Below are 17,397 nucleotides of genomic sequence, written 5' to 3' on the forward strand. Positions count from 1 at the left end.
TCTCGCGTGCTCAGAGCACTCCGAGCGCGCGGACGGCGTCGCGCTCGGCGACGAGTTCGTCGACGGATGCCTCGAATCGGGCCCGTGCGCGAGCGTCGAACTCCAGCCCCTCGATGATGCGATAGCCCCGGTCATCGCCTCGCGAGACCACCGGCAGGGAGCACACCAGGCCCTCGGGTACGCCGTACTCTCCGCGCGAGACCACCGCGGCCGACGTCCAGCCGCGGTGCGTTCCGAGCTGTTCGTCGCGCACGTGCTCGATCGCGGCGTTGGCGGCGGATGCCACCGAGGACGAGCCCCGCACCTCGATGATCTCGGCGCCGCGCTTGGCCACGCGTGGGATGAAGACGTCGTCGAGCCACGCCGTCGCCGCTTCGCGATTGCCCAGACGCTCGGCGAGCGCCTCGAGCACCGATCGCCCGTCTGCGAGGGTCGCGTGAGCCACGTCGGGGAACTGGGTCGCGGAGTGGTTGCCCCAGATGATGACGTCGGCGATGTCGCCGGGCCCCACCTCGAGCACGTCGGCGAGCTGGCCCACGGCGCGGTTGTGGTCCAGGCGGGTGAGCGCGCTGAAGCGATCGGCGGGGATGTCGGGGGCAGCGGATGCCGCGGCGATGAGCGCGTTGGTGTTCGCGGGGTTTCCCACCACGACGGCGCGGACGTCGTCTGCGGCCACGGCGCCGATCGCGGCGCCCTGCGGCCCGAAGATCCCGGCGTTCGCGGCGAGCAGGTCGCCGCGCTCCATGCCCGGGCCGCGCGGACGCGCCCCGACCAGGAGGGCGATGCTCGTGCCGTTGAACGCCGTGAGGAGGTCGTCGGTGACCTCGACGTCGTGCAGCAGCGGGAAGGCGCAGTCCTGCAGCTCGAGCGCGGCACCTTCTGCCGCCCGCATGCCCTGCGGGATCTCGAGCAGCCGTAGCCGCACCGGGCGGTCGGGGCCGAGCATGTCGCCCGCCGCGATCCGGAACAGCAGCGCGTAGCCGATCTGCCCCCCGGCTCCCGTGATCGTCACCGTCGTGGGTTCGCTGGCCATGTCTCCGAGCCTATTCCCGTGCCGCGGCATCCCTCTCCCGTCCCGGTGCCGAGGGCTGAAAAGGGGGCGTGATCGCGTCGAAACGTGACCCGGCGCGGCGCCGGGGGTACCGTGAAGGCCATGACGTTCAACCAGAACGCCAGTGTCGGGGGGAGTTCGGCACGGCGTCGCGGCGCGGGGGCGGCGGTCGCCGGTGGCGGCATCGCCGGTCTCGGCGCGATCGCGGTGCTGCTGTTCCAGCTGTTCACCGGCACAGACATCTCGTCGATCGTGCCTGCGCTGCCGCAGGCCGGCGGTGGCGGCGAGACCGAGATCGCGAACTGCGAGACCGGCGCCGACGCCAACGCGCGCGACGACTGCCGCCTGGTCGCGGGCGCCGAGGTGCTCAACGACTACTGGCAGACCAAGATGCAGGGCTACCGCGCGCCGCAGCTGATCATCGTGGACGGCTCGACCCAGAGCCAGTGCGGTACGGCGTCGAACCAGACCGGCCCGTTCTACTGCCCGCCCGAAGAGGCCGTCTACATCGATCCGACGTTCTTCGCGCTCATGCGCGAGCGGTTCGACGCGACCGCAGGCCCGCTGGCGCAGCTGTACGTGCTCGCTCACGAGTACGGGCATCACGTGCAGAACATCGGCGGCATCATGCAGCAGTACCCGAACAACGGCTCGGGGCCCGAGAGCAACGGCGTGCGCATGGAGCTGCAGGCCGACTGCTTCGCCGGCGCGTGGGTGGGCGAGATGACCGAGCAGGTCGACGACAACGGCGTGCCCTACCTCGAGCCTCCGACGCAGCAGCAGATCGCCGACGCGATCAACGCGGCGCAGACGGTCGGCGACGACCACATCCAGGAGCAGTCCGGAGCGTTCATCAACCCCGAGACCTGGACGCACGGCTCCAGCGAGCAGCGGCAGCGATGGTTCGAGACCGGGTATCAGAGCGGCTGGTCGGCGTGCGACACATTCGGCATTCCGGGGGGAAGCCTATGAACGAGCAGCTCGACGACATCCTGTATCCGCCGATCGAGCCGTACGAATCCGGCGAGCTCATCGTCGGCGACGGCAACCGCGTGTACTGGGAGCAGAGCGGCAACCCCGACGGCAAGCCCGTGGTGTTCCTCCACGGCGGCCCGGGTGGCGGCACCGCCCCGTACCACCGGCGCTTCTTCGACCCGGAGCGGTACCGCATCGTGCTGCTCGATCAGCGCGGGTGCGGACGCTCCACGCCGCACGCGAGCGAGCCCGAGGCGGATCTGCGCCACAACACCACGTGGCACCTGGTCGCCGACGTCGAACTGCTGCGCAAGAACCTCGGCATCGAACGGTGGCAGGTCTTCGGAGGCTCGTGGGGGAGCGCCCTCGCCCTCGCGTACGCCCAGGCGCACCCGGATGCGGTGACCGAGCTGGTCCTGCGCGGCATCTTCACCCTGCGGCGGCACGAGCTCGAGTGGTTCTACGAGGGCGGGGCATCTGCGATGCTGCCCGACCTGTGGGAGGACTTCATCGCGCCGATCGCCGTGCTCGAGCGGTCGCGCCTCCTCGAGGCGTACCACCGGCGTCTGTCCGACCCGGATCCCGCGGTGCACGTTCCTGCGGCGGTGGCGTGGTCGCAGTGGGAGGCATCCTCGCTCACGCTGCTGCCCGACCCTGATCTCGTCGACACGATGACCGAACCACGCGCCGCCGTCGCGCTCGCGCGCATCGAGAACCACTACTTCCTGCACGGCGGCTGGTTCGAGGAAGGTCAGCTGCTCGCCGGCGTCGACGCGATCCGGCACATCCCGGCCGTGATCGTGCAGGGGCGCTACGACATCTGCACGCCGCCCATGACGGCGTGGGATCTGCACCGCGCCTGGCCCGAGGCAGAGTTCACGATGGTTCCGGATGCCTCGCACGCGGCATCCGAACCGGGAATCGCCCGCGCGCTCCGCGCCGCGACGGACCGCTTCGCAGCATCCGTCCCCCTCGCCGCGAGCGAGCCGGATGCCGACGAGATCTCGTCTGCGGCCGAGCCTGAGCCTGAGCCTGGTGTCGACCTCGGGGCCAGCGCCGAGCCTGAGCCTGGTGTCGACCCCGAGGCCAGCGCCGAGCCTGAGCCTGGTGTCGATCCCGAGGCCAGCGCCGAGGCCGACGCCAGCGCCGGCGCCGATCCCGATCCCGAGGCCGGCGCCGATATCGATCCCGGTGCCGAGGCGACCCAGGAGTCCGCCACCGAAGACTCGAATGCGAAAACACCAGTCGGTGACGCGACACGCCGGGCTGCGGCATCCGTCACCGGCGCGTCCTCGTGACGGACTGGTGTTTTCGCGCGGGTCGGGGGGACGGTCGGCGGGGTGCGGGACGAATGCCCAGGTAGCCACTGGTAGGGTGGAAGGACTTGCAGCGCTTCTTGCGCTTCTCGCGTCGTAGAACGCTTCCCCTCCCGCCGCCGCCTTCTCATCGAAGTGCGATGCCGGTGATGACTTTCATACGGCGACCCGTGGGCGAAATCCGCCCCGGCCACCGATGGGGCACCGACGTGCCCAGAGAACAACCCTTCATGACTGATGTCACTTTCGGCGCGCTCGGCGTGCCGCAGCCCCTCGTCGACGCGCTCGCGGCCGACGGCAAGACCACCGCGTTCCCGATCCAGATCGACACGCTCCCCGACACCCTCGCCGGCCGCGACGTCCTCGGACGCGGCAAGACCGGCTCGGGCAAGACCCTCGCCTTCTCGATCCCGATGGCCGCGCGCCTGGGCACGAAGCTCGCCGGCGGCAACCGCCGCAAGGGCCGCCCGCTCGGCCTCGTGCTCGCCCCGACGCGCGAGCTCGCCACTCAGATCGACGCGGTGCTCGCACCGCTCGCCAAGGCGTACGGCATGACGACCACCACGATCTTCGGCGGCGTCAACCAGAACCGTCAGGTGCAGGCGCTCAACGCCGGCGTCGACATCATCGTCGCGTGCCCCGGCCGACTCGAGGACCTGATGAAGCAGGGCTACGTCCACCTGGACGCGGTCGAGATCACCGTGATCGACGAGGCTGACCACATGGCCGACCTCGGCTTCCTGCCCGGTGTCACCCGCATCCTGAACGCCACTCCGTCCGGCGGGCAGCGCCTGCTGTTCAGCGCGACGCTCGACAACGGCGTGGACAAGCTGGTCAACCGCTTCCTTCAGAACGAGGTGCTCCACTCGGTCGACGAGGCGAACTCGCCCGTCGCCGCGATGACGCACCACGTCTTCACGATGGATGCCGAGACCAAGAAGGATGTCGTCAAGACCCTCGCCTCGGGCATGGGCCGCCGCATCCTGTTCATGCGCACCAAGCACCACGCCAAGAAGCTCGCCAAGCAGCTGACGTCGCAGGGCATCCCCGCGGTCGACCTGCACGGAAACCTGTCGCAGCCGCAGCGCGACCGCAACCTCGCGGCGTTCTCGTCGGGCACGGCCCGCGTGCTCGTGGCGACGGATGTCGCGGCGCGCGGTGTGCACGTCGACGACGTCGAGCTCGTCATCCACGTCGATCCGCCGACCGAGCACAAGGCGTACCTGCACCGCTCGGGCCGCACCGCCCGCGCCGGCGCCGAGGGCGCCGTGGTCACGCTCGTGACCCACGGTCAGGAGAAGGACGTCGCGCAGCTGCTGCGCAAGGCGGCCATCTCGGTCAAGCCCGTCGCGGTCACCCCCGAGTCGGCCGAGGTCGCCGCGCTCGTCGGCCAGGTCGCTCCGTACGTCAAGCCCGAGCCGGTGCACACCCAGGTGCGCGGCGGCGGCACGAGCCAGGGCGCCAACGCGCAGCGCAAGCGCGCTGCTCGCGGCGGCCAGGGCACCGGTCAGGGTGCTGGTCGCGGCGAGAGCCGTGGCGCGGGTCAGGGCCGCGGTCGCGGTCAGGGCGCCGGACGCACCCAGAGCACCGACCGCGTGCAGGGCGCGCACCAGCGCTCCGACCAGAGCGCGGGCCACACCCGCTCGGCACAGCCTGCGCAGGGCAACCCGCGCACCCCGGGCCGTCGCGCCTCGGGTGGCGGCACCGGCAAGCTCATGGTCGGCTCGGTCGTCCGCCAGAACGGCGGCAACCGCCGCGCCGGCCGCTGACCCGGCTCCCCCTTTTCGCTCGCCCGTCGCGATCTGCAGCTTCTCGCTGCGGAGCGCGGCGGGCGAGCTGCATTTCGCGGAGTCCCGCCCGGCGGAGCATCGCTCGATGGGCGGTGGATACGGCCCGGATCCGCCGCCCTGAGCGCGGTTCCCCGCCGGGCGGAGCCGCGAACTCCCGCCGCGCGGAGCCGCGAACTGCCGCCGGGCGGAACATCGCTCGATGGGCGGTGGATCCGGCCCGAATCCGCCGTCCTGAGCGCGGTTCGCCGCCGGGCGGAGCCGCGAACTCCCGCCGGGCGGAGCCGCGAGCCGCCGCCGGGCGGAGCCGCGAACTCCCGCCGGGCGGAGCCGCGAGCCGCCGCCGGGCGGGGCGGTCGGGGAGGGCGAGGCCGTGCGGAGGGCCTCGCGGTCGAGCGAGCGGATGCTGCGGCATCCGTTCGGGGTGCGTTCTGGCGAGTCGCGCCAGACGCCGCCGAGCGCGTGTGCGGGCTCAGTTCTGACGGATCAGATCCGCGGCCACCTCGCCGATCACGATCGCAGGGGCGTTGGTGTGGCCGCGGATGAGTGTGGGCATGACGGATGCGTCGGCCACGCGTAGGCCCGTAACCCCGCGCACGCGCAGCGAAGGGTCGACCACGGCATCCGGTCCCGCGCCCATCCGGGCGGTGCCCACGGGGTGATACAGCGTGTGCGAGTAGCGGCGCAGCGACAGCTCGGCTCGCTCCTCGGGTGTCATGCGGTCGCCGCCCGCGGGCTGGATCCAGCCTCCGGTCGTCACGGCGCCGAGCGCGTCGGTGGCGATCAGCCGCTCGCACTCCGCGAGGCCGGCGCGCATCGTGGCGGCGTCGATGCCGTCGGGATCGGAGAGGTAGGCCGGGTCGATGAGCGGCTTGGCGTACGGGTCACTCGACGCGAGCCGGATCGTGCCGCGGCTGCGCGGCCGCAGCAGGATCGCGCCCACCGTGAGCCCCTCGCCCGGCAAGGGCACGAGTCCCTCTCCGACGTACGGCGCCGGCGCGAAGATGATCTCGACGTCGGGCAGGCCGGCGGGCATCCCCGTGCGATCGGCCGCGGCGGTGCGCACGAATCCGTAGGCCTCGGCCACGTTGGAGGTCAGCATCCCGCGACGCCCGCTCAGGTAGCGGGCGAGCTGCTGCCGGCTCTCGGCGGTGAAGAGCGTGCCGCCCTTCGCGGCGGGTGCGAGGCCGGCGACCAGGTGGTCCTGCAGATTCGACCCCACCCCGGGTGCATCCACGATGACCGTGATCCCGTGCTCCGTGAGGTGCGCAGCGGGGCCGATGCCGCTGAGCATGAGCAGCTGCGGCGTGTTGATCGCACCGCCGCACAGGATCACCTCGCGTCGCGCCGTCGCGTGACGGGTGACTCCGCCGATGTCGACGTACACGCCCGTGGCGTGGGCTTCGCCGATGCCACCGCCCGCCTCAGCGAACGTCACACGCCGCACGTGCGCGCCGGTCACGATGCGCAGGTTGCGTCTGCGTCGCGCCGGCCGCAGGTACGCGTCCGCCGTCGACACGCGCGCGCCGCGCGACTGCGACACCATCGTCTGCGAGAAGCCCTGGCCTTCGGGAAGATTCGCGACGGTGACCGGATGCCCCAGCTCGGCCGCCGCCGCGAGGAACGCGGCCGTCTGGGGCCGGGGATCCCGCTGATGCTGCACCGCCTGGGCGCCGTCGGTGCCGTGGGTCGGCTCGGCGGAGCCGTCGCCCGCCGCCCCGCCCTTCGCGGGTTCGGTGCGTTCCACCCGGCGGAAGTAGGGGAGCAGCGACCTCCATGACCAGGCCGGGCCCGCCGCATCCGCCCACTCGTCGTAATCGGCGGCGAAGCCCCGGACCCACATCATCGCGTTGAGCGAGGAGGACCCGCCCAGGGTCTTGCCGCGGGGCCAGTACACCGTTCGGTCCTCGAGCGCGGGCTGGGGGACGGTGTCGTAGTTCCAGTCGTAGGCGCTGCGGAAGAGCTTCTTGAACGCCGCCGGCACATGCAGTTCGAGCGCCGTGTCGGGACCGCCGGCTTCGAGAAGCAGCACCGACACGCTCGGATCCTCGCTGAGCCGCGCGGCCACCGCGGCCCCCGACGAGCCGGCACCGACGACGATGTAGTCCGCTTCCAGCCCGGCTGCTCGAGCGCGCCGCGACGGCCTCACGCCCGGAACGCCTTGAGCAGCACGGGCGCGAACGCGGCGTAATTGCCGTCGATGCGGAAGCGCGTGAACCCCGCGCTCACCTCGGTGCCAGTGCGCGAGGTCACGAACCACGGCGGCTTGGGCAGCACCGAGAACGCGCGTCCGCCCGAGGCGCCGAGCGCCCGCGGCGAGAGCGAGCGCGGGAACGGCCGGAACGGCCCGCGGGTGACCGACCGCTCGACGTGGTCGAGCAGCAGGGCGTTGTGGACGATGCCGATCCCGCTCTGCACGTCCTGCGCCGTCGCACCGGGGTAACCGCCCCACGCGAGCGTGGGGGTGAGGAAGCCGAACGCCGTCCACGAGTTGATCGAGATCGTGCCGTAGCGCAGCCGCTCCATCGCGCGTTCGAAGCCCTCGCCGAGCGCCGCCTGTGTCTCGGGATCGATGAGCACGTTGGCACCGAGCGTCCCCGCCAGCGCATCGTTCGCGTGCTCGACGGCGCGGTCGAGGAACTCCTGGCCGTTGCCGGGCAGCGACATGACGCCGAGCACCGGTGCGAAGTACTCGGTGCTCTCGATGGCGCGGGCCCCGTCGGGACCGGTCTCGACGAGCAGGCGGGTTCCGTCGGCGCACCGCTCGGCATCCGGATAATCGGATGCCGCGGCCGCGAGCTTCTCGTCACTCCGCGGGTACCAGACGGACCGCCGGGGCGCTGCCTCGAAGGCCCGCCGCACCTCCGCGAGGAATGCCGTGCGCTGCGGCCAGTCGGAGCTGAGGATCACGACCTGGCCGGCGATGCAGTTGTGCCCGGAGTTGTACAGACGCATCGTGACGACGTGCTCCGCCTGGAACCGCAGGTCGGCATCGCTCCACTCACCCGGGACGATGATGATCGGCGAGACGCCGCCCAGCTCCGCGGTGATCGGCTTCTTCAGGAGCGGGCGGTTCTCGCGCTTGCGGCGGGCCGCCTGGGCTCCCGAACCCCACACGATCGTGTCGAACGTGGGGGCCGCGCCCGTGATGTGCACATGCCCGATGGCCGGGTGGGATGCCAGATGCGCACCGACGTCGCCGCCGCCTCGCACGATGCGCAGGAACCCCGGCTCGATGAGCGGCGCGAGCGCCCGCTCGAAGACCGGCACGACGGCGTCCTGCGTCGGGTTGACCTTGAGCACCACGACACGGTTGTGGGCGAGCAGCTCGTAGAGCACATCCAGCACGGGGATGGACGTGACGTTGCCGGCGCCGAGCACCAGGCCGATGCCGCCGGGCTCCGTCGGCGTGAGCTGGCCGAGGCCGGCGTCGCGGCGGATGTCTTCGAGCGAGACACCCGGCCGGAACCACACTTCGCCCGTGTAGCCCGACAGGATGAGCCCGTCGACCGCTGACGCCGGGAACACGTGCGCGCGCAGGCGGTCGCCGGGTGCGGCATCCGTCCTCACCCCATCCAGCGGACTGCCGCCCCGAGCGAGCGCGCGCAGCGTCGAGCGGTACGCGTCGATGGCCACGACGGCGGCGTACGGTCCCGACAGCCATTCCTCACCACGCAGCGGATGCCCCGGCTCGAGGCCCTTGCTCGTCGCGGCGACATCGGCCCACTCCGCGGCGACGGCGGCCGTGGTGGCGTGCAGCCGATCGAACAGGCGCGCGCGCTGGTCGAGCGTGAGGTGCGGCCACGACCGGGAGCCGGTCTCGAGCTGCGTGAGCGCCTCGTCGACGGCGGCGACGGTGACTTCCGGCAGTGCGTCGGTCGCCCCGGGGGAGGCGGCGGATGGTTTCGCAGCCCGTCCCGGCTTCGCACCGGGACCGGCGCCGGGTGTGGCGGGCGTGGGGGCAGCCTTCGGCACGGGCGCTCTCCTTCGGGCGGGAGCCTCAGTCTACGACGCGGCGCGGACGCGGTCCCACGGATGCCGCGACCCGATCTCACACCGGATCGGCACACCCGGCCCGATCCGACCCGGACCTCGACCCCGACCTCGACCGCGGCCTCCGACCACAGAATCGGATCCGCTGGTGCGGACCCATGAGCCGACACGCCGGCGGGCACGAACGGCGACCGGTGTGTCGCCTGCGGTGTCCGCACCAGCGGATCCGACGTTGTGTCCGGGACCGGCACCGGGACCGGGACCGGGACCGGGACGCGGACGGCATGGCACCGGCACGGTACCGGGACGGGATGGGACCGGCACGGTACGGAGACGGATGGAGACGGATGCCGCTACCCGATCTCACACCGGATCGATGTCGCCGCGCCGCAGCGGGTAGCGGGCGAGGGTGACGAGGCTCACGGCGATGAGCACGGCGGGAGCGACACTGAAGCTCAGCACGATGCCGGTGACCGCGGCATCCGGCTGCTCCACCAGCTGACCCGCCACGGACGAGACGTACCCCGTCGCGGCGAGGATGATCGACAGCACGGTCGCGCCCAGCGCGAATCCGACCGTCTCGCCTGCGGTCCAGACGCCGCTGAACGCGCCGGCCCGCCCCGGTCCGCCGCCGTCCGCATCCGGCGCCGTGCGCTCGTCGTGCGAGATGACGTCGGGCAGCATCGCCATGGGCAGCGACTGCATGCCGGCGTACGCGATCCCGGCGATGCCGACCGGGGCGTAGATCCACGCGCCGGGCACCCACAGCACGCCGAGGATCGACAGCGCCGCAACGGTGAACACGACGCTCGCGATCGCGAAAGCCCGCTCCTTGCCGATGCGGCGGGCGAGCACACCCCACGCGGGTGCCGCGAGCAGGGCAGGGGCGATGAGGGCGACGAACAGCAGCTCGACGGCGGCCTCGGAGTGGAGCACCCACGTCGCGACATACTGCGCGCCCGCGAGCATGAGGCCGGTGGCCAGGGCCTGCAGCACGAACGTGGCCAGCAGCATCCGGAACGCGCGGCTGCGCCGCAGTGCCCGGATGCCGGCGGCGTAGTGCTCGCGGATCCCCGGCGCTGTCGCGGTGCCGCCCGGTCCGCTGGCGACGGCAGCGGACGGCACGACCGCGCGGCGCGCGACCGTCGTGGCCACCAGCATCCCGATCCCGATCACGACCCCGGCGACGACACCCATCACGAGGTAGCCCACCGCTGGGTCGTCGGCCACGCCGCGCAACGCGGGCCCGCCGGCGCCGAAGAGGAGGATCGCGAAAGTGAGGACGACGACGCGCCACGTGAGCAGGCGCGTGCGCTCGTCGTAGCGCGGCGTGAGCTCGGCGGGCAGCGCGATGTAGGGCACCTGGAAGAGGCTGAACGCCGTCGCGGTCAGCGTGAAGGCGATGAGCACCCAGATCGCGCCCACGACGGGTCCGAGCGCGGGCGGCACGGCGAACGTCAGGGCGAACAGCAGCGGCAGCGCGCATGCCCCGATCAGCATGAGCCGACGACGACTGCCGTGGCGGGCCTGATCGCGGTCGGTCAGCGCTCCGATGACGGGGTCGATGACGACATCCCACACCTTCGCAACGGTGATGACGGCACCCGCCGCGAGCGCGGCGACCCCGAGCGAGTCCGTCAGGTAGTACGTCAGCACCAGCCCGGGCAGTGTGGCGAAGCCGCCCGTGCCGAGTGAACCGGTCGCATAGCGGGCGATCGTGCCGCGCGTCAGTCGGACGGGGGAGACGGATGCCGCGGCCTCGGGCGCCGCTGGAGCCTCATTGCTCATGCGCGTCAGTGTAGGTCAGCGCCGAGCCGCTCGTGCCCCGCCCCTCGTTGCGAAAACACCGGTGCGTGACGGCGACACGCCGGGGACGGATGCCGGGGCGCGGCGTGTCGCGCGACGGACTGGTGTTTTCGCAACCCGGCGATGGGTGCCCGGCCGGCTCAGGTCTCGGCGTGCGGCGCCCCTTCGTGCGAAAACACCAGCCGGTGACGGCGACACGCCGGGGACGGATGCTGGGGCGCGGCGTGTTGCGCGACGGACTGGTGTTTTCGCAACCCGACGATGGGTGCCCGGCCGGCTCAGGCCTCGGCGCGCAGGGCGGCCCTTCGTGCGAAAACACCAGCCGGTGACGGCGACACGCCGGGGACGGATGCCGGGGCGCGGCGTGTTGCGCGACGGACTGGTGTTTTCGCAACCCGGCGATGGGTGCCTGGCCGGCCGAGGTCGCCGCAGGTCAACGGCCGGGTCAGGCCTCGGCGGGCAGGGCGGCCTCGACGGCCCGAAGTCCCGCGAGCGTCTCGGCGAACGACGTCGACAGCGGAGAGAGGCCGATGCGCAGCCCGCCGGGGTCGCGATAGTCCGGGATGACGTCCTGCGCCCACAGCCGCGCCGTCACCGATCGCATCGCCGGGTGCGACAGCGTCACATGCCCGCCCCGGGCGTCAGCCTCCCGCGGCGACGCGATCGCCACGCCGCGCGGCACGAGCAGCTCGTCGGCCACGCGCACGGCGAAGTCCGTGAGTGCGACCGACTTCGCGCGGATCGCCTCGATGCCGACGGATCCGATCAGCGCGAGGGTGTCCTGCATCGCCAGCATGCCGACGATCGGGGGCGTGCCCGACAGGAAGCGCCGCATCCCCGCCGCAGGAGAGTACGACGGCCCCATGGCGAAGACGTCGGCCGCCCCCATCCAGCCCTGAATGGGCTGCACCAGGCGGTCCTGCAGTCGTGAGGCGACGTACGCGAAGGCCGGCGATCCGGGTCCTCCGTTGAGGTACTTGTAGGTGCACCCGACGGCGATGTCGAAGTCCCACGCATCGGCCTCGACGGGCACCGAGCCGGCGGAATGGCATAGGTCCCACACGATGAGCGCGCCGGCCTCGTGCGCGATGCGTGTGAGGGCAGGGGCATCCGCCAGGAAGCCCGACCGGTAGGCGACATGCGACAGCAGCACGACCGCCGTCTGCGCCCCGGCCGCCTCGCGCAGCAGCTCGGGCGTCACGCCGGAGGTCACATCGACGTCGATCCACCGGACGCGTCCGCCGCGCTCGGCGGCGATGCCCTCGACGAGATACCGGTCGGTGGGGAAGTTGTCGCGGTCGACCACGATCTCGACGCGGGCCGGGTCGCCTGCGACGGCGGCGTCGAACGCCGCCCGCACGAGCTTGTACAGCAGCACCGTCGTCGAATCGCCGATGATCGTCTGCCCGCCGGCTGCGCCGATCGCCCCGCGGCCGATGGCGTCGCCGATCTCGAAGGGCAGCTGCATCCACGATTCGTCCCACCCGCGGATCAGCCGGCCGCCCCACTCGTCGCGTGTGAACGCGGCGAGGCGCTCGCCGGTGGCCTTCAGCGGCCGGCCCAGCGAGTTGCCGTCGAAGTACACCAGGGAGGTCTCGGCGCCGACGAACGCGTCGCGGTGCGTCCGCAGCGGATCGGCGTCATCGAGGACGGATGCCTCGGCCTCCAGCCGAGCGATCCTCGGGTCGTCAGCAGCCCCGTCCGCGGCCGGTTCAGTTCTCGTCATGGATGAGCTCCTCGCTCGGCACGACGGTCGCCGCAGCGATCCACGCGGGCACGTCATCGAGGTCGGCGGGTTGCGGGCCGGGGACGAACGTCGAGACCCCCGAGAGCTCTTCCGCCCCGGGCCAGGGCGCGACCATCGCCTCGATGAGCGCCGCGCCGCGCACGCCCGCGGCGTCGAGGGCGGCCACCTCGGCCTGATTCACGCCCACCGGCAGCTCGCCGTTGCCCAGGTCGGTGCCGTAGAGCACCTGACCGCCCGCCGCCACGAAGCCGGCCAGATTGACGCGGGCACGGTCGGCGGTCACCGCATCGCCGTCGTGGATGGCGAGGGTCGAGATCCAGCGCTGGCCGGCCGCGACCGCGCGGGCGGTGAGCCGGCGGCCGACATGCTCGGTGAAGGGCGTGTGGGCGAGCACGTCGATGCCGGCGTCCAGCGCGAGCTGCAGCATCCCTTCGCCCTCGACGTGCCCGACCACCGGCAGACCGCGCTCGCGCGCGCTCGCCACGACGGCGTCGAGAGTCGCGCGATCGAGAACGGGTCCTGCTGTGCTGTTGAGCGAGACCTTGATGACGGATGCCCCGAACGACGCCTGCTCGTCGACCGCGGTCGCCGCCCCGCCGTGAACGCCCGGATGGGTCGAGGGGTCGGTGATCTCACGCGCGATCACGGGCGGCGCCCACGATCGCCCGACCGGATAGCCGCCCGCTGCCGTCAGGAACGCGCCGGCATATGCCACTCGCGGAATGCCGCGGCTGTCGAGACGTGCGAGGGCGACCGGGTCGCCGCCGAGGTCCACCACGCCCGCGATCCCGCCGCGTGCGAGCAGGCCGGAGTCGATCAGGTGCAGGTGCACGTGGTGGTCGATGAGCGGCGGCAGCGAGACGCCGTGCTCGCCGGTGATCGCGCGACGGCACACCGCGGCCCGCTCGCCGAGCAGCGCGTGCAGGGCGTGGGTGGATGCGCGTTTGGCGCTGCGGGACGAGGAGGATTCGCCCATCACAGCTCCGTCCGCACCGCGTACAGCTCGGGGAAGAAGGTCAGCTCGAGCGCTCGCCGCAGGAACGAGGCACCGCTCGAGCCTCCGGTTCCGGTCTTGTGCCCGATGATCCGCTCGACGGTCTTGAGGTGCCGGAACCGCCACAGCTGGAAGTCGTCCTCGAGGTCGACCAGCTCCTCGCACGTCTCGTACGCGGCCCAGTGCGTCTGCGGGTCCGCGTAGATCGCGACGAAGACGGGCACCAGTTCGGCACTGTAGGTCCACGCCTGCGTGACGTCGCGCTCGATCACCTCGGCCGGGATCGGATAGCCCGAGCGCGCGAGCATCCGCAGGAACTCGTCGTACAGGCTGGGCGCCTCCAGCGCCGCGCGCACGAGCTCGTACGAGGCGGGCTCCGACTCGAACACCCGCAGCATTCCGGCGTTCTTGTTGCCGAGGGTGAACTCGACGGCGCGGTACTGGGCCGACTGGAATCCGCTCGCGTGGCCGAGCACACCGCGGAACTGGCCGTATTCGGCAGGCGTGAGAGTCGCCAGCACCGACCACTGCTCGGTCAGGGTCTTCTGGATGTGCTTGACCCGCGCGATGCACTTCAGCGCAGGAGCCAGCTGGTCTTCTCGCAGGAACCGGCACGCGGCGGCCAGCTCGTGCAGGACGAGCTTGAGCCACAGCTCGGTGGTCTGGTGCTGCACGATGAACAGGAGCTCGTCGTGGTGCTCGGGATCGCTCAGCGGGCGTTGCGCCGAGAGGAGCGTGGCGAGATCGAGATACCCGCCGTAGGTCATGCGATCGGCGAAGTCGGTGACGACCGTGCCCTCGATCGCCCGGGTATTGCGTTCGACGCCTTCGCTCACCTGCTCAGACTAACGAGGACGGATGCCGCGGCGTCAGAGCCTCCGAAGGGCGCGGGCAGAAGTATCCGGTCGTTGAGCGAGCGAAGCGAGACGAAACACCCGACGCCGCGGTCAGATGAGCGAGAGCTCGCGGAGCTTCGCTTCGACGTCGGCGTTCGACGGCTCGACGTGGTGCGAGGCGTCCGGGTACACCACGACGGGGATGTTCGTGCGTCCCGAGATGTCGCGGGCGACGTCGGCGGCGGCCGGGTCGGCGACGAGGTCGACGTAGGTGTACGAGATGCCGAGCCCGTCGAGCTGGCGCTTGGTACGGGTGCAGTCGCGGCACCAATCGGCGCCGAACATCGTGATGGTCGCGGGGGAGGTCATCCCTCCATCCTCCCCCGAGAATCCTGGGCAGGCTCCGAGAGCGTACCCGTCTCACGCGACGACATGTGGCTGTCATTTCCGCGTGGGAGGATGGGCCGCAGTGCAGCTGTCGATCATCGTCCCCACTTACAACGAGGCTCCCAACGTCGCGGAGCTCGTTCGTCGCGTCTGCGCTGCATTAGAGCGTGTGGCCGTGGAGAGTGCGGCGGGCGAGCCGGGCATTCCCGGCGGGTTCGAGGCCGAGATCGTCTTCGTGGACGACAGCACGGATGCCACACCCGACGTGATCCGCGAGGTCGCCGCATCCGCATCCCTTCCGGTCCGCCTCATCCACCGCACGATCGCCACGGGCGGACTCGGGGGCGCCGTGCTCGAAGGGTTCACCGCGGCCGAATCCGACGCGTGCCTCGTGATCGACGGTGACCTGCAGCACCCGCCCGAGAAGATCCCCGAGCTGTGGGAACGCTTCTCGCGCGGCGACGTCGACGTGGTGGTCGGCTCGCGCTACGCCGGCGGCGGCACGTCGCACGGCCTCGCCGATCGCACGCGTGTGCTCGTGTCGAAGGTGTCGACGGCCGTCACGCGGGCGATGTTCCCGATCCGGCTCAAGGACGTCAGCGACCCGATGACGGGGTTCTTCCTGATCGACCGCCGCGCCGTCGACCAGGCGATGCTGCGCCCCCGAGGCTTCAAGATCCTGCTCGAGATCCTCGCGCGCCGCCCGCTGCGGGTCGCCGAGGTGCCGTTCGATTTCGCCGACCGGCATGCCGGGGAGTCGAAGGCGTCGGTGCGCCAGGGCGTGCACTTCCTCACGCAGCTGACGGCGCTGCGCTTCGGCAAGATGTCGCTGTTCGCGGTCATCGGAGGCCTCGGCGCCGTGGCGAACGTCGCGATCGTCTGGGCGCTCACGCAGCTGGGAGTCGGCTACATCGTCGCGGCGATCATCGCGGCCGAGGCGACCATCATCGGCAACTTCCTGCTGCAGGAGCGCTTCGTCTTCCACGACATGCGGCACTCCGCGGCGAGCGGCTGGCTGCGCTTCGCGAAGTCGTTCACGTTCAACAACGCCGAGGCGCTGGTGCGCATCCCGATCATCGCGCTCATGGTCGAGTCGTGGCACTTCTCCGCCGTCGTGGCGACGGCGCTCACGCTGGTCGTCGCGTTCTTCGTCCGCTTCGTGTTCCACTCGCTCGTCGTGTACGCGCCCCGCAAGCCGGGCGCCGAGCCGAGCCCCGCCCGCAGGTTCGTCGAGGAGCTCGACGCCCAGGCGACGGCGCCGGGCGAGCTCTAGCCCGGGCTTCAGCCCGGCGAGCTGTAGCCCCGGCGAGTTCTCGTCGGCGCCCTCAGCCGATCAGCCCCACCAACGCATCCAGGCCCATGCCGTAGTTGATGCGGATCGTGGGCAGAGCGAGCTTGTCGGTGCCGATCGTGACGTAGCCCGGCTCGATCGTGCGGGCCATCTCCCATCGGGCCTGCCGCAGCGCTTCCTTCGCGGTGTCGTTGTAGTGGCCGAATGGATAGGCCATCACTTCTTTGGCGCCCAGCACGCCGGCCGAGGCCTCCATGTCGGCGACGATCTCGGGCACCGTCCAGTTGACGATCCGCCCGTCGCCGTTGGCGCCCGCCTGGTGCATGTCGTGGGTGTGCGAGCGCTGAAGCACGTACGGCGACGGTGCCGGGTCCTGCCGGTAGGCCGTGATCACGAAGGATGTCGTCAGCATCTTGTGCTTGTCGACGACGGGGACTGCCATGTCGAGCCACGTCTGATGGGCGTCGTCGTCCGTGACGATGACGGAGTGGTTCGGCAGGAACAGCCGCCCGTCGATGAACGCCGATAGCTCGTCCCACGTCGGCAGATAGAAGCCGGTAGTCGCGATGTGATTCAGGTGGGCGTCGAAGTCGCCGATGTAGGCGTAATTGCCCTTGAGCCAATACTCCGGGTGGTCGGGTGCGAGACCCTCCGGCCGGTCGGTGAACTGGTGGTACATGAGGATCGGGATGCGGGCATCCTCGGCCGCGTTCTGCTCGGGGCTCATCCAGCTGCCGTGCAGCGTGACGCGCTGGTCGACGCACGCGACGGGCTCCGAGCCGTTCACCCTGCCCGGGATGGCGAACGCCGCCGCGTCCTCGGGCGTCGCGTACCAGCCGGCGAAGACGAGGCCCTCCCGCGCCGGGATCGGCAGGCCCGCGAACAGGGCGCCCTGGGTCTGCAGCATCGGCGGATCGGCGATGCCCTCCCCGACGAAGCTCACCGCGCATGCCGCGGGGTCGCCGCTCGTCGCGAGCAGCTGCTCCTCTGGGGTGAGCGGCGTGGGGGTCGGTGTCGGGGCGGCACTGGCCGAGGGCGTTCCGGCGGTCGCGGCCGGGGCATCCGTTCCCTGCCGAGCGAGTGCGACGGCCGTGATGCTGCCGGCGACTCCGAGCAGCACGACCGCGCCGACGACGCCGACGAAGATCCGACGGCGTCGCAACGACGCCCGTCGGGATGAAGACGTGCCTGGAGCGGCCATGCGTTTCCCCACG

The 17,397-nt window shown here is 71.6% G+C and carries 12 protein-coding genes and 1 pseudogene; 4 read left to right on the forward strand and 9 right to left on the reverse strand.

The genetic code is table 11. The features are described from left to right. Positions 1–10 precede the first annotated feature (10 nt). The gene (locus HF576_RS14525; protein ID WP_168913507.1) at positions 11–1,033 is read right to left on the reverse strand and encodes a malate dehydrogenase; all 1,023 of its coding nucleotides are present in this window, start codon (positions 1,031–1,033) and stop codon (positions 11–13) included. Between the two features lie 120 nt (positions 1,034–1,153). Here HF576_RS14525 and ypfJ point away from each other — a divergent pair, with 120 nt between their 5' ends. From ypfJ to HF576_RS14540, 3 genes and pseudogenes are all read left to right on the forward strand, one after another. Next, a complete protein-coding gene (gene ypfJ, locus HF576_RS14530) occupies positions 1,154–2,023 on the forward strand; it encodes a KPN_02809 family neutral zinc metallopeptidase (RefSeq protein ID WP_168913508.1) in 870 nt (289 codons plus the stop codon). Then, positions 2,020–2,985 (forward strand): annotated as a pseudogene (pip, locus tag HF576_RS14535) (prolyl aminopeptidase); the annotation flags it as partial. The gene ypfJ and the pseudogene pip, both read left to right, overlap by 4 nt. 587 nt (positions 2,986–3,572) lie before the next feature. Beyond that, positions 3,573–5,111, forward strand: coding sequence for a DEAD/DEAH box helicase (locus HF576_RS14540; protein ID WP_168913509.1), 1,539 nt, complete (start codon positions 3,573–3,575; stop codon positions 5,109–5,111). 490 nt (positions 5,112–5,601) lie between these two features. On the opposite strand, the gene HF576_RS14545 is transcribed toward HF576_RS14540, so the two are convergent. The 7 genes from HF576_RS14545 to HF576_RS14575 all read right to left on the reverse strand — a co-directional run bounded on the left by HF576_RS14545 (position 5,602) and on the right by HF576_RS14575 (position 14,874). After that, positions 5,602–7,278 carry a GMC family oxidoreductase N-terminal domain-containing protein gene (locus HF576_RS14545; protein WP_168913510.1) on the reverse strand — a complete coding sequence of 559 codons (1,677 nt, stop codon included), beginning with the start codon at positions 7,276–7,278 and terminating at the stop codon, positions 5,602–5,604. Further along, entirely contained in the window at positions 7,275–8,999 is a 1,725-nt protein-coding gene (locus HF576_RS14550; protein WP_168913820.1) for an aldehyde dehydrogenase family protein, read from the reverse strand. The genes HF576_RS14545 and HF576_RS14550 overlap by 4 nt, the downstream gene beginning before the upstream one ends. Before the next feature lie 486 nt (positions 9,000–9,485). After that, positions 9,486–10,910 carry an MFS transporter gene (locus HF576_RS14555; RefSeq protein ID WP_168913511.1) on the reverse strand — a complete coding sequence of 475 codons (1,425 nt, stop codon included), beginning with the start codon at positions 10,908–10,910 and terminating at the stop codon, positions 9,486–9,488. A gap of 463 nt (positions 10,911–11,373) precedes the next feature. Then, on the reverse strand, positions 11,374–12,654 hold the full coding sequence (locus HF576_RS14560; protein ID WP_168913512.1) for a kynureninase: 1,281 nt from the start codon (positions 12,652–12,654) through the stop codon (positions 11,374–11,376). Beyond that, positions 12,641–13,651, reverse strand: a complete 1,011-nt coding sequence (locus HF576_RS14565; protein WP_168913513.1) for an amidohydrolase family protein — start codon at positions 13,649–13,651, stop codon at positions 12,641–12,643. Before HF576_RS14565 ends, HF576_RS14560 begins: the two co-directional genes overlap by 14 nt. Then, on the reverse strand, positions 13,651–14,505 hold the full coding sequence (kynA, locus tag HF576_RS14570) for a tryptophan 2,3-dioxygenase (RefSeq protein ID WP_168913514.1): 855 nt from the start codon (positions 14,503–14,505) through the stop codon (positions 13,651–13,653). The genes HF576_RS14565 and kynA overlap by 1 nt, the downstream gene beginning before the upstream one ends. A gap of 111 nt (positions 14,506–14,616) precedes the next feature. Next, positions 14,617–14,874 (reverse strand): glutaredoxin domain-containing protein, encoded by a 258-nt coding sequence (locus HF576_RS14575; protein ID WP_168913515.1) that lies wholly within the window; start codon positions 14,872–14,874, stop codon positions 14,617–14,619. Positions 14,875–14,974: 100 nt separating this feature from the next. Between HF576_RS14575 and HF576_RS14580 the strand changes: the two genes are divergently transcribed. Further along, positions 14,975–16,165, forward strand: coding sequence for a glycosyltransferase (locus HF576_RS14580; RefSeq protein ID WP_168913516.1), 1,191 nt, complete (start codon positions 14,975–14,977; stop codon positions 16,163–16,165). Between the two features lie 52 nt (positions 16,166–16,217). Here the strand turns inward: HF576_RS14580 and HF576_RS14585 are convergent, their stop codons facing one another. Then, positions 16,218–17,345, reverse strand: coding sequence for a polysaccharide deacetylase family protein (locus HF576_RS14585; RefSeq protein ID WP_205835254.1), 1,128 nt, complete (start codon positions 17,343–17,345; stop codon positions 16,218–16,220). Between the last annotated feature and the right edge of the window lie 52 nt (positions 17,346–17,397).

Source organism: Microbacterium salsuginis, from assembly GCF_012524205.1.
GTDB classification, from domain to species: Bacteria; Actinomycetota; Actinomycetes; order Actinomycetales; family Microbacteriaceae; genus Microbacterium; species Microbacterium salsuginis.

Bases quoted from the DNA above. Each gene is read 5' to 3' on its own strand.
- HF576_RS14525 (WP_168913507.1), bottom strand. From the start codon at position 1,033: ATGGCCAGCGAACCCACGACGGTGACGATCACGGGAGCCGGGGGGCAG.
- HF576_RS14555 (WP_168913511.1), bottom strand. From the start codon at position 10,910: ATGAGCAATGAGGCTCCAGCGGCGCCCGAGGCCGCGGCATCCGTCTCC.
- HF576_RS14560 (WP_168913512.1), bottom strand. From the start codon at position 12,654: ATGACGAGAACTGAACCGGCCGCGGACGGGGCTGCTGACGACCCGAGG.
- ypfJ (WP_168913508.1), top strand. From the start codon at position 1,154: ATGACGTTCAACCAGAACGCCAGTGTCGGGGGGAGTTCGGCACGGCGT.
- HF576_RS14575 (WP_168913515.1), bottom strand. From the start codon at position 14,874: ATGACCTCCCCCGCGACCATCACGATGTTCGGCGCCGATTGGTGCCGC.
- HF576_RS14565 (WP_168913513.1), bottom strand. From the start codon at position 13,651: ATGGGCGAATCCTCCTCGTCCCGCAGCGCCAAACGCGCATCCACCCAC.
- HF576_RS14540 (WP_168913509.1), top strand. From the start codon at position 3,573: ATGACTGATGTCACTTTCGGCGCGCTCGGCGTGCCGCAGCCCCTCGTC.